Annotated in this window: 8 protein-coding genes; 7 read left to right on the top strand and 1 reads right to left on the bottom strand. The window is 62.4% G+C overall.

The window, feature by feature from the left end:
• Nucleotides 1-42: 42 nt before the first annotated feature.
• Nucleotides 43-1,044: a DMT family transporter gene (locus D8Y22_RS06915; RefSeq protein ID WP_141463981.1), complete on the top strand. Its 1,002-nt coding sequence runs from the start codon at nt 43-45 to the stop codon at nt 1,042-1,044.
• On the opposite strand, the gene rqcH is transcribed toward D8Y22_RS06915, so the two are convergent.
• A complete protein-coding gene (gene rqcH / locus D8Y22_RS06920) occupies nt 1,041-3,242 on the bottom strand; it encodes a ribosome rescue protein RqcH (RefSeq protein ID WP_141463982.1) in 2,202 nt (733 codons plus the stop codon). The genes D8Y22_RS06915 and rqcH overlap by 4 nt on opposite strands.
• Nucleotides 3,243-3,447: 205 nt before the next feature.
• On the opposite strand from rqcH, the gene D8Y22_RS06925 reads away from it, so the two are divergent.
• The 6 genes from D8Y22_RS06925 (at nt 3,448) to D8Y22_RS06950 (ending at nt 12,895) form a co-directional block, all read left to right on the top strand.
• Nucleotides 3,448-3,765 (top strand): Hsp20/alpha crystallin family protein, encoded by a 318-nt coding sequence (locus D8Y22_RS06925; RefSeq protein WP_141463983.1) that lies wholly within the window; start codon nt 3,448-3,450, stop codon nt 3,763-3,765.
• Nucleotides 3,766-3,876: 111 nt separating this feature from the next.
• Nucleotides 3,877-5,088, top strand: a complete 1,212-nt coding sequence (locus D8Y22_RS06930) for an MFS transporter (protein ID WP_246084372.1) — start codon at nt 3,877-3,879, stop codon at nt 5,086-5,088.
• A gap of 221 nt (nt 5,089-5,309) precedes the next feature.
• Complete coding sequence (locus D8Y22_RS06935; RefSeq protein ID WP_141463984.1) at nt 5,310-8,528, top strand: tubulin-like doman-containing protein; 3,219 nt, start codon at nt 5,310-5,312, stop codon at nt 8,526-8,528.
• Nucleotides 8,525-9,982, top strand: a complete 1,458-nt coding sequence (locus D8Y22_RS06940) for an acyltransferase family protein (RefSeq protein WP_141463985.1) — start codon at nt 8,525-8,527, stop codon at nt 9,980-9,982. The genes D8Y22_RS06935 and D8Y22_RS06940 overlap by 4 nt, the downstream gene beginning before the upstream one ends.
• A 6-nt stretch (nt 9,983-9,988) precedes the next feature.
• On the top strand, nt 9,989-11,527 hold the full coding sequence (locus D8Y22_RS06945) for a hypothetical protein (protein ID WP_141463986.1): 1,539 nt from the start codon (nt 9,989-9,991) through the stop codon (nt 11,525-11,527).
• Nucleotides 11,528-11,683: 156 nt separating this feature from the next.
• Nucleotides 11,684-12,895: an outer membrane protein assembly factor BamB family protein gene (locus tag D8Y22_RS06950; protein WP_174811792.1), complete on the top strand. Its 1,212-nt coding sequence runs from the start codon at nt 11,684-11,686 to the stop codon at nt 12,893-12,895.
• Nucleotides 12,896-12,942 lie beyond the last annotated feature (47 nt).

A 12,942-nucleotide genomic window follows, 5' to 3' on the forward strand; every position in this document is an offset into this window, starting at 1 on the left:
TTTGGATTCTGACCTCCAGCTTGCTGTTCGTGGTGTTTCTCTATGATGGGGCGTCGCAGTATCGCGCTCTTCGGGCTCTCGAGTCTGTTCTTCGGCGGGACGTTCGTCGCCGCGAAAGCCGGCCTCGAGTACTTTCCGCCCCTGTTGTTCGTCGCGTTGCGCTTCGATATCGCGGCCGTCATCCTGATCGGATACGTGTTGGTGACCCGGTGCCGCGAGGAGCTCCGTCCCTCGACGGCTGGTGACGCGCTGGGAATCGTCGCGACGGGCGTGCTCGTGATCGGGCTGGCCAACGCCTTGCTGTTCATCGGCCAGCAGTACGCCACCAGCGCGGTCGGCGCGATCATCTTCAGCCTCAATCCGATTCTGACGCCGGTCTTCGCAGCGGTTTTGCTTTCCTCGGAACGACTCTCTCCCCGCGGCGCCGTCGGCATGGGGCTCGGTCTCGTTGGCGTCGGCCTCGTGGTGAGTCCCGACCCCGCGACACTGCTCGGGGGCGACGCCCTCGGCAGAGCGATCCTCTTCGCCGGTGCGGCATGTGCCGCCCTCGGTGCCGTGCTCATCCGCCGCGTCGACGCGACGCTCTCGAGTACGGTTCGCATCGCGTGGGGGCTCCCGCTGGCGGCGGCGCTTTCCCACGGCCTCTCCTGGCTCACCGGCGAATCGGCGACGGCGATCGAGTGGACGCCGGCCGCGGTCGTCTCCCTGGCCTACGTCAGTCTCGTCGCCGGCGTGCTCGCCTACGTCGCCTACTTCGCCCTGCTCGACGAAACCGGTGCGATCCGTGCAAACCTGGTGTTCTACGTCGTCCCGGCCGTCTCGACGGTCGGGGGCTGGGCGCTGCTTGGCGAATCAATCGCGCCGCTGGCGGTCGTCGGCTTCCTGACGATCTTCGCGGGCTTTGCGGTGCTTGGCAGCGAGTCGATCGACCTGCGCTCGCGCCTCCCATCGAGGCCCACTCGCGACCCCATCACGGGCCCGACTCGCGATTCCGATTCGGGTCGCGAACCGACCGATCACGCTCGCGGTTACGAAGCCGACTAGTCGTCCGCGATCCGACTGCCCCCCGGCGGCATGAAGTGCTGGATACGGTCGGGGCTGGCGATCTTCCGGACGAACGACTCGTCGGCGAACCGCTCGCGGAATCGTCTGTAGAGGCGTTTGGCCGCGTCGGCCTGGGCGTAGCGACCGGGCTCGAGTTCGATCGTCGTCTCCGCCTGGCCCTCGATAGCTGGGGCTGGCCCGCCAATCACGCGGGTATAGGGTTCACACTGGATGCCGACCACCGCGCCGACGGCCGTGTCGCGGTAGTAGGTTCGGTCGCCGCGAATGGCGAAGCCGCCCTTCTCCAAGTACTCCCCGCTCTCGGGCGTCTTCGTCACCTGATCGGCGTCGACGGCATAGACATCGCCCGCGTAACGCCCGTCCTTCCAGACCGACGAGTATGAAACCGCGAACTGGGCGGCCTCCGCGATGCTCGAGTCCGGCAGTTCGATGTCCGACGAGGACGCCTCGCTGGGATCGGTCGCTTTCAACACGGTGACGGGGCCGCCGTGGGCCTGGGTGTGTAGGACCTTGTCACCCGGCTCGAGGTACTTCTTGACCAGTTCCTCGTTCTGGTCGGCGTCACGCCCGCCGATGACGAGGTAGCCGTCGCTCGTGTGAAACCAGCGAAAGCGGTCGTACCAGGGTTCGTTCTCCCGGATCGGCACGGACGGCTCGGCCAACCAGTCGCGGTCCGCGCTCTCGTCGTCCGCGTCGTCTTCGTCGTCGTCCTCGCCGTCGTCGGCCTTCCACTCGTCGCGGCGGCGTTTGGCGTCTTCTAAGTCCTCGCGAGTGTCCTCGATGGCCGCGAGTGCGCCCTCTTTTTTCTCTGCGATGCGCTTGGCCTCGGTGTAGAGCCGATCGGCATTCTGTTCGACGCCGTCGTGGGCGACGAGATCGATGTACTCGCCGTCGACGTCGACCGTGACCGTCCCCTCGCTGCCGTCGACGTCGATCACCGCCTCGGCGGCCGCGATGCCGCGCTCTTTTCCTTCTTCGAACCGCTCCTCGATCTCGTCCCACGGGCGATCCTGGTCGCGAGCGTCCTGGATAGTCGAGAGGATGTCGTCGACTAGCCCGTACTCGGCGTACAGTAACTCCGCGTTCTCACGCATCGCATCGGCTTCCTGCTCGAAGCCCTCGATCGCGCCCCGTTGCTGTTCGATGATCCGCTCGTACTTGGCGATCTCCTCCTCGAAATCAGGACGCTGGTCGGTCGGGTCGGGCTCTTCCTCGTCCTCAAGTTCGAGCCGGAAGAAGTAGTCGTCGAGCGCCGAGAGGAAGGTGTCGTACGGTTCGGCCGCGTACTCGGCGCGTTCCTCGAGCGGGAACGGCGTCGCGTCGAGGACGCGCTCACGGGCGGGACTCGAGTCGTCGCCGTTGGCATCGTCGTCACCGTCCTCGCCGGCCCCTCCATCGTCGCTACTGTCCTCGCCATCCTCGTTCTCGCGCTCGAGGTAGAGTCGCGGCTCGAAGTTGGCGTTGCGGATGTCCAGCGCGAGGCGTTCGATGGCCTCGTAGAGACGGTCGTAAACGTCCTCGTCGGCCTCGCCGATGTCCATCCCCTTCTCGACGCCGGCGCGGGAACAGATCTCCTCGCCGTAGAGCCCGCCGAAGTTGAGCTGGGTCGCCAGCGTGCGGACGACGTCCGTATCGGACTCTTCCATCTCGTGGCCGAACGCCTCCCGCGAGATCGTCAGCGGATTCGTCCGCGTGTCGGGAAACTCGTAGCGCGAGCCCGGAACGACCGTCCTCGATTTGAGCCGCACCGTCTCGAGTGAGTCGATCACCTCGTACTCGCCGTCCGTGACCGCGACGTTGCCCTGCCCGAACAGTTCGACGATGATCCGGGTCGTCCCGTCCTCGCGTTCGAAGACGAACTCGAGGATGCGATCGAACTCGTACTGGGAAACACCGGCGAAGTCGGCGCCCGAGAGCCGATTGCGAAGCATCATCGCGAACTGGGGCGGCCGGCCGGGGGCGTCTGGCACTCGCTCCTGGGCGACCGTGTGGGCCCGCTTGACCTCGCCGACCTCGAGAATGAGCTCGACCCGGCCACGATCGAAGTCGCGCATCTTCAATCGGAGCAGGTCGTCGCCGTAGAGGTAGGCCTTGTCGACCTTCGCGCCCTCGTAGGCGCCGAGTTCCCCGACGAGGGCCGCGAGGTCGACGCTCGTAAGCTCCCGCTTTGGATCCATACAATAGCCTGCCCCGCGCTGTCAAAAAGACGTGTCGCTCCTGTGGCGGCGGTCGGCGCTCGACGCGTCGAGCTACTGGGACGTGTGCGACGACATCGCGACGGCCGCCTCGAGTCGGCATACCGGTCGCCACGACCGTCATGGCATATCAAGCGCGAATACTGACACGGTAGCTGACTTCCGACTATCGGTACAACGCCGGGACGTGTCCCGCACGTCGTCGCCCGACACGGAGTCGGTTCACGCTCGAACGTCCTACGACGCCACCGCCGACGAGTTCACCGTCGTCGTCGACGCCTTCCCCGCAAGCATCGAAGACGTTTCGGTCGCCGTCGGCCGGCGGTGCATCGAGATCGCCATTTCCCGAGCAGACGGCGTCTCCGACGGATACATCTCGCCACCGTCTCGAGCCCACGTCTTCACCGACGACCGGCAGGCGTGGTTCAACAACGGCGTGCTCACGGTGACGGTCGGGGCGGAGCGCTCGCGGCGTCGAGCCGTCCGCGATCCGTTCCACCGGTAGCTGCCGACACCGGACGACACTCTCCGCCCCTGTTGTCCCCGTGAGCCGTCCGCTGAAACTGCCGCTTTGACCGCCCTTATGTAGCTCTCGCGGCTCGATCCGAGTAGAACCGTGACCGACACCCGTCGCGCCTACGGGCTGGTCGTCGCTGCGACGCTCAGCTACACCTGTCTGATGTTCGTCTGGTTCTCGCTGCCGGCGTATCTGCCGACGATCATCGAGGAGGTCGGCCTCTCGAGTACGCAGGCGGGAATTCTGGCGGGCGCAATTCCGGCGACGTACATTCCGCTCGCGCTGGCAACGGGGCTGTTCGTCGACCGCGTCGGGCCAGGCCGCGTCGTCGGCGTCGGCGTCGTGATCTACGGCCTCGCCCAGATCGGGCGCAGCCTCGCGCCCGACTTCCTCTCCTTGCTCGCGACGACGTTGCTGATCGGCGTCGGCGCGACGACGATCACCTTCGGCCTGCCAAAACTCGTCTCCGTGCTCTTTCCGGCCGACGAGACCGGTCGCCCCTCCGCCATCTACCTCGTCGGCGCGTCGGCTGGCTCGGCGCTCGTCTTTGCAATCGGCCGGCCGATCCTCGGCCCTGCCCTCGGCGGCTGGCGAGCGCTGTTTTTCTGGAGCGGCGTCGTCTCGGTCGGCTACGGCGTGGGCTGGCTCCTGATCGCACTCGCCTCGCGCATCGACGCGACGGCCGTCGCCGACAACGACGAGTTCTCGGTCACCGGCATGCTGTCCGACCTCCGGCTGGTGCTTTCCCACCGTGATCTCCAACTCGTCGTCGTCATCGGGACGATGTACCTCTTTCTCAACCACGGCGTCCAGGGCTGGCTCCCGACCGTCCTCGAGAGCCGCGGGCTCGCCGCCGGCCTCGCCGGACAGGCCACGAGTCTGTTCGTCCTCGCGTACGTCGGCGGCGTGCTCGTGGTCCCGGAACTGGCCGATCGCTTTGGCATCCGCCGGCTCGCACTGGTCGGCTGTGGGTCCGTTACGTTCCTCGGTGGCACGGGCCTGCTGGTCGGCGGGACCGGCCTCCTGATGGCACTGGCCATCGTCGTCACCGGGCTCGGGACCGGCGGCATCTCGCCGCTGGTTCGGGCGATCCCGCCGGCCCTCGAGGGGATCGGCGCGCGCCTGACCGGGACGGCGGTTGGCTTCATCTTTGCCGTCGGCGAAATCGGCGGCTTTCTCGGACCGATGTTGATCGGCGTCCTCCACGACGTGACAGGCTCGTTCCTCCCGGGATTCGCGTTGCTTGCAGCGTCCGGTCTCGTCGTCGCGGTCTCAGGGGCGCTCTTGCGACGGCGCGAAAGCGCAGTGTGAATCGCCTCGGAGTATTCTCCTATACCGCTTGATAAAAGGTCCGGGCTCCGGCATGTGGGAATTCCAATGATTTGTTAATTTAACGTTATAGGGTATGGAACATATGCGGCAACGTATGACTGTTCGATTCGACGCGCTGCGGGCAGCTTACACCCCAAACTCGTCTGGCAACAAGAAATAAGTGGAGATAGAACAATCAGTATTTTAGAACTATTCAGCAAATGAATTTACCAGAGCGGATATTTTCAGTTGGGGGAGCTGGGAAGGAAATAGCGTTCGAACTGTTAGAATCGGAGTGGGTGCTTCGTGACGTGTTAGAGCCGCGTCCGAACCCACATTCGGTTCGAGTCACGATCCTGGATACGGCGGAGGAAGAAGAGAATGCGGATCGCCAGCGAATCGCAGACATTCGTGACACCATCTCCTCGATCAAGTCCGAACTCCGGGACAGCGAACGCGGGCGACCCGGCGATATCGACGTCGAGTACAAACTCATCACGCGAAATATTCAACTCAACGATCAGAACGACCTGATCGGCGAGAAGGCCGTGCCCCGCATCACGGCCGGCAACGGGATGGACGAAGACGACTGGTGGGTCGAAAGCCAACACATCAACGAGAACCTCGATTTCGCCACCGGCGTCGTCCGAAAACGCGGCCTGGGGAAGGCGATGTACTACAAGGCCTACGCCGAAGACGACGAGCTATCGACCTACATCGATCTCCCCGACAAGGGGAAAGTCGCCGTCCTGGCCGGCCTCGGCGGGGGTACCGGTTCGGGCGTCGTCATCGACCTCGCACGCCACCTCCAGCAGAAACAGCGAACGGCCGAGATCACGCTGTTTGGCGTGCTGCCCAACCACACCGAAGGAGTTCGCGAAAACGCAAACGCCTACGCCGTCCTCTCTGAACTCGAGTATCTGAACCTGATCGACGAACCGGCGTTCAAAGACCGGGTGCTGATGCCGATCGATCCGACCGATTTCGACGGCAAAGGCGGCAACAAAATCCAGAACAGCCAGTTGCTCCAGGAGTTCGACGAGGGGATCATCTACCTGCTGGCGGCGTACTACAACACCGTCGGTACGGAAGATCCGTTCGCGGACTCGCCGGACTACGCGCCGTTTACCATCGGTATCCCGCAGATCCTGCGGTACAACGTCGAGGCGGTAAACGAGGGTCGGACGGCACTTCGTGAGATACTCAACCTCAAACAGGAAGCGGTTCAGGCCGAACGGGAGATCTATACGACCCTCGAGCGCTTCCTCGATACCCACTACGGCGGGCCGAGCGGCGACGGCCTGCGCGACCTCGATCGAGCGGATCTGAACGGCCGACTCGAGGAGGTCCAGTCGTTGCTGGAGTTCGACCTGTTCAACGAACTCGAGTACGAGTCGGTATCGATATTCACCGATATAATCGCCGACGCCGAAAACGAAGGCGACGACATCTCCGATCAGATCGACATTATTTCGGGCTCGCTTCGAGCAGTGGATACGACTGGCAAAGAGGCCGGACGGTTCGTCGACACGATCGACGAACATCTCGCGGAGGTCATCGAAGCCGACCTCCAGGCGATCATCCAGCGCCACCGGCTGCTGGTCCAGAAGCAATCGATCGACGACAACCGAGTGCGCGATACCATCGAGTTCTTGATCGGCAGCGACGACGGCAGTGGCAACCCCGGTGTGAAACTCAATCGACTGGAGGCCCAACTCGAGGACGTGACCGACCGTCGGGAGCGCCTCGAGTCCGATCTGGAAGAGACCGTCGAGGAACTCGAGAGCCTGCAGGCCGAACAGGAAGACGAGATCAATCGCAACCTCCAGACGTGGGTTCGTGAGACGCGGTCGTCGGTCGAGCAGTTGCAGTCGATCGACATCGACGGAATCGAGGGCGATCTCACGGCATTGAGCCGCTCGCTCGAGCAGTTCAGATCGGAGATCGTCAACGCCGATAGCGAAGAGCGGGTCAACCAAGTATCCAGCCAGGACATCAGTCAGCACCTCGACGACCTCGAGTCGACACTCGACCAGGTCGGCGTGACGTTCCACGAGACGCGCGACGACATCGAGACCTCGACGACGGCGCTCAAGGAGGTTCGAAAGGCGTTCCTGACGATGAACATGGAGGAAGGGACGATCGAAAAGATCACCCCGTGGTCCGGCAAGACCGAGCAAGCCAAAGAGGAGGCCCATCGGAACTTCCGGGTTCAAAAGAACAAGATCGACGATCGAGGGGTGTTCAGCGTCGGCCCGCCGGGCGAGACCTTTACCGCAGAAGTCATCTTCGACGGCCAGTCGATCGTCGCGGATCTGCAGGACCGAACGCAAAGGCTCGAAGAGGAGATTCTCGAGGGACTCCGGGGACAGATCGAGGAGCTATCCGACGATCTCCGTCGGGAATTCCAGTCGGAGCTCGACCGAGGCCCGGATCTCGAAGCGTTGCGCGATATCGCACGTCAGGCGTTCGAAGCGGAGATCGAAGGAACCGACGAAATCAAAACCAGAAAAGACGAGATCGAAACCGAACTCGACGAACTCGGCGACGAAGAAGCGATCTACGAGGCGACGATCGACGTCTTCGAGGAGCTCAGCCAGCAACGAGAGACCTACTCGAGTCAGATCGCCGAGTTCAACCAACGGCGCAGCGAGTACGAGACCGAGTCGACGCGGTCGGTGTCGACGGAACGCGACGAGTCGGCCTACGTCACCAACACCAAGCCAAACGATATCTTCCGGGTGACCGGCGACGAAGATATCGGCGAGAGCGATCTCTTCTCGAGTCGGGAGGAGAACCAGCGCATCCACGGCGCGCTCGAGGATCTCGTCGAGAACGTCTTCAACGAACAGTATTCGGGGATCAAAAAGCGGCGATTCAGCAAGGATCGGCAGCGCTACACCGACATCAAAATCCGCGTCGGCGTACTGAGCCAGGCCGTCGATCAGATCGATCCCGACGCGATCGACTTCGAGAACAGGTTCAACAACGCCTTCGACCTCGGCGCGAGCGGCAACCGCGTCGAGAACCCCTACACGAGCTGGCAACACACCATCGGCGACACCTGGGACATCGGCCTGAGCGTCTTTATCGATGGGATCTTCCTGGACAACCTCCGGAAGATGGTCCAGCCCGACGGCTACCGATCCGGATACGAGAAGCGAGCGACCGAGTTGGGCGAGGACATCCTCATCCACCACAACTACGGCCTCGACGACGGATTCTACGTTCGACGCCAGGACACACTCAACTTAGAAGACGACGACGGCGTTGGCTTCTATCTCCAGGAGGAACCCGAGATCGTCGACGGACTGCTCGAGGAGTACGTCGAACGCGTCGAAGTGGCCTCAAGCGGGGACGACTCGTCCGGAGACGAGTCGGCAGCGTCGGACGACGGCACCGCCGCGCAGTCGTTCGAATACAGCGGTGAAATGGAATGATCGGCGACGTCGTTGATACACTCCATCAGCACCGCGAGAAAGTCCGGCTCCTGAGCTACTTTATTCTCATGCTCGTATTGATGCCGTCGCTGGGACGGCTGTTCGGGGCCGCATACGAGAACGGCCACGTCTCGAGAGCCTTTCTCGATCTCCGGCATCTCGTGGATATCATCGACCTCGAGGGCGTGAGCGTCTTTTTCTTGGGCATCTTTCTGGGACTGCTCGTCCTGATGACGATCGACCCCAAGAAACGGTGGCAGGGATACCTGTTGTGGATCGGGCTCGCGATCGCGATGCTCGGGCTCCAGTCGATGGGGCTGTTCATTCCAAATATCGAATTTACCGATACGGCGAATCTCGGCTGGCTCGGCGTCGGCGTCGTGCTCGGCTTTCTCGCCGGGGGCGGACGGCAACTGTTACAGGCCGAAACCGCCAGAGCCAGGGAGTTCAGGCGAGCGTCGTTCGGCATCTACGTCATGGTCGTCGTGCTCATCCTCGGCTCGCTGGTCGAGTATCACGTGCTGTATCCGGAGTTCATCGAGATTTCCTCGGAGGGACTGGTCGTCTTTGCCGTCGATAACCCGGACGTCGGCGTCGAAACTGATGGATTGCTGTTCAACCTCGGCGTCGCAGCCGTCGTGTTGGTCACGGTACGACAGTTCATCCAGTACGATGCCAAGGAGGACTTCTTCGTTCTGGGGCCACCGGCTTCCGGCAAGAGTCTGTTCCTGATCGGGTCGTATCTCGCGGCCCTGAATCGGAATCCAAACGACGAAGCGACGAATAACACGCCGCTGCAGCCGAGCCAGGATCTGATGGAGATGGTCGAAAACCTCGACCGACGCTCCTCGGGGTGGATCGTCGATGCGACGGGGCAAGGCGAGATCAAAGACCTCGAGTTCCAGTACGTCCACGGATCGACGTTTCCGAAGAACGTGAAAATCGCCAGTATCGACTACGCCGGCGAGTATCTGAGTCGGTTGCCCGACGTTCTCGCAGGGGCGGTTACGGAGGAGGATACGGACAACACGTTGCTTCGGCTCGCAGGAGGTGTCGAGAGCGCGGACACGCTCATCCTGTTGGTCGACACCGAGCGCCACGTCAACGGCGAAGGGCTCGACATCAAGGAGTACTTCAGCATCCTGCAATCCGTCGACGATACCAGCGTCTTCGTGGTCGCGACGAAGGCCGACATCCTCGCCGACCGATTCCGGGAGGAAGAGGGGATCGAGGCCCATCTCGCCTTCGACGAGTTCAAATCGTACGTCAGCAGGGAGTTGCGCCAGAGCGAGCAGGTGGAGTCGCTTATCCGGCAGACGACCAGCACCGAGATTCATCCGGTCTACTACCAGACGCGAGTCAACGACGACGGCGACCGCGTCCCCATGCGTGACGAGACGGGATCCGTGATGACGATCGGCTTCGACCAATTGCTCGAGGAACTCGGGCGGTGACCACGAATGACTGACTTAACGATCTACGATTCACAAGGCAAACCGTACGACCCAAGCGGTGGTGGACAGCAAAGCGAACTGATCAAAGACCTCTTTTTCAGTGGGGTCAAGGTGTACGCCGAGTTCGGTTCGGAGATCAAGATCGCCGCGTTCTTCCGAGCGAGCGATTCGAACGCGAGTCGCTCCGAGCAGTATTACGCGGTGTATCAGACCCGCCAGCAACAGAACGTCTTCCGGCAGTTCAAATCCGATCTGCGCCAACTCGTCGAGCAGGAGTACGGGATGGTCTTACAGACATCCGGGAACGATGTCGAGGTGTTCAGGAAACTCGAGCAGAGTCAGACGCGGGTTCCCGGCTCGGATTTCGAGCACGACCTAGTCGAGAATCTCCTCAGTTCCGGCCAGCGACTCAGTTTCGGGGTTCGCGATACCGAGTCCGCGTTGAGCCTGTTCCAGAAATACAGCAACAATCCGGCCCAGCGCATCGCGATCGCTGACAATGCCGATACGTCAGATCTCCCGGACACCAATCTGGTGATCGAGGTCGGCAACCACAGCGGGCTCACACCGATTGGGGACACGAAAGCGAAGATGGACAACGCGCGCTCCCAGATGGAACGCCAGTTCACGCAGACGATGCTCGCCTCGATCAAGCAAGATGTCAGCGACCTCCGGATGCAAACCGACAAAAGTGACGCCGAGATCCGCAACCGTCTCAAACGGGAGCTCTCGATCTTCGAGTCGCCCGCGATGAACGCGGGCAGCTCCTCGAGTTCGGGCGGATTGCTGTCGGGGTTGAGCAAGCCCACTCGAGCTGCTGTCACAGGCGTCGGCGCTGCCGCTGCGGTCGTAGTCATCTTGTTGTTGCTCGTCAACGTGTTGATAGCGGTTGGGCTCGGCGGGGCAGTGCCGACGGCGCTTGGTCCGTTGGGAATAATTGGCGACGATGGAGAGACAGGGTTCGACGAACTCGTTATCCAAGGCGAAGACGAACACTACCCACTCGAAAACGAGTCAGTGATTGTGGTCCCAAATGATGGCGCGATTTGGATAAATGGTGAGACAGATCAGGATGATGTACAGGTCGATTTCGATTCGGATGCTGATGACGAGTGGTCCGAACACATATCCGTCGACGATGGAGAGTTCGATTCCGAACCCTTAGACATCCAGAACAGCGGTAATCTAACCATTCAGGCTGGTAACAACTCGGGCGGTTCGTTCGACTCCGAATACGACGCTATCGAGGTAGCCGTCGACTCGCCGGCTGAAGACGCGCCGGACGACGGTGATTCGGGTGCCGAAGAAACAGGTGACGAAGAGGCAGACAGCGGCGATGAAGAGGCAGACAGCGGCGATGAAGAGGCAGACAACGGCGATGAAGAGGCAGACAGCGGCGATGAAGAGGCAGACAGCGGCGATGAAGAGGCGGATCAAGCAGATGAAGCGACTGACGACGAATCGTCAGGTGAGGAACAAGCGGCCGACGAAGACTCGGATCCGGACGAGGAGACGACAGACGACGAGGGGGCGGACGAAGCGTAATTCCAGGCCACGACGAGGACAGTAGCACAGCGACGCAGACACGAGCGAATTCAACAACACAGAACGATGGGGAGGAACTACAGTCGTCGGTTGGTTCTGGCAGGTATCGGGGCCGGAACACTCGGCGGGGCAGTATTGGGCAGTTCGAACAGCGCGGTGGCAGACGAGTTCGAGCCACTGGTGTACGTCGGCACGGAAGACAATCACGTTCGTGGACTCGAGCTCGAACGGGGGCGCGAGCAGTGGGCGGTCGACATGGGATCGCGCGTCGCGTCGCCACAGCTCGCCGCCAGTAACGGAACGCTGTACGCGGGCATCGATTCCTCGGACGAGGGCGTGTACGCGCTCGAGCCCGAAGATGGCTCCCAGCGGTGGGCAGCCGAGACCGATGGCCGCGTTCGATCGCCACCGGCCGTCGACGACGGCGTCGTCTACGTCGGCGATTACGAGGGGACACTGTACGCGTTCGACGCAACCGACGGCACGGAGCTGTGGACGTTCGAGACGGGCAACGACATTCGGTCGTCGCCGCGGGTCGCCAACGGGACCGTCTACGTGGGGTCCGACGATGGGCGAGTGTACGCCGTCGACGCCGACTCGGGATCCGGCGAGTGGACGTTCAGAACGTCCGACGCCGTACGGACGACGCCGGCCGTCGACGGAACGACGGTCTATGCGGGCTCCGACGACGGCTATCTGTACGCGATCTCCTCGAGCGGGCGCCAGCGGTGGCGATTCGACACCGAGGGACAGGTTCGGTCGTCACCGGCGGTCGGTGACTCGAGCGTGTTCGTCGGCTCCGACGACGCGACGCTCTATGCGCTCAATCCCGCCACCGGCTCACAGAACTGGGAGTTTTCGACGATCGACGAGGTTCGGTCGAACCCCGTCGTCGTTGGCGATACCGTCTTCGTCGGCTCGGATAGTGGGAATCTGTTTGCAGTAGCCACCGAAGACGGGCAACGACGGTGGGAGTATCAAACCGCCGGCCAGATTCGATCCTCGCCGACCGCGACCGACGGCGTCGTCTACGTCGGCTCGGATATCGAGTCGACGTTCGCGATCGACGCCGACGATGGGAGCGAACTGTGGGAAGCGACGTTCGACGAACCTGTCCGAGCGGCTCCGGTGGTCGTCTCCGAAACCGACCGCCAGGATGGTGACGGGGCTGACGACGACGGCAGCGACGAAGCGGCTGACGACGATTCCGAAGGCGATAGCGACGAAGACGACGAGACAGGAGCGGAAACTGGCAGTGAATCCGACGAGCCGGACGTACTACTCGAGATCCCAGGATTTGGAATCGGTGGCGCGATCGCCGGCCTCGGACTCTTTACATACCTTCTCAACGCGTTGGCCCGCGACTAACGGACGAGCCACGCTGTGTGGTTCGAACTCGTATGCCAACTGACTAC

The sequence above is a fragment of the Salinadaptatus halalkaliphilus genome, from assembly GCF_006543045.1.
GTDB classification, from domain to species: Archaea; Halobacteriota; Halobacteria; order Halobacteriales; family Natrialbaceae; genus Salinadaptatus; species Salinadaptatus halalkaliphilus.

Bases quoted from the DNA above. Each gene is read 5' to 3' on its own strand.
- D8Y22_RS06915 (WP_141463981.1), top strand. From the start codon at position 43: ATGATGGGGCGTCGCAGTATCGCGCTCTTCGGGCTCTCGAGTCTGTTC.
- D8Y22_RS06935 (WP_141463984.1), top strand. From the start codon at position 5,310: ATGAATTTACCAGAGCGGATATTTTCAGTTGGGGGAGCTGGGAAGGAA.
- rqcH (WP_141463982.1), bottom strand. From the start codon at position 3,242: ATGGATCCAAAGCGGGAGCTTACGAGCGTCGACCTCGCGGCCCTCGTC.
- D8Y22_RS06940 (WP_141463985.1), top strand. From the start codon at position 8,525: ATGATCGGCGACGTCGTTGATACACTCCATCAGCACCGCGAGAAAGTC.
- D8Y22_RS06945 (WP_141463986.1), top strand. From the start codon at position 9,989: ATGACTGACTTAACGATCTACGATTCACAAGGCAAACCGTACGACCCA.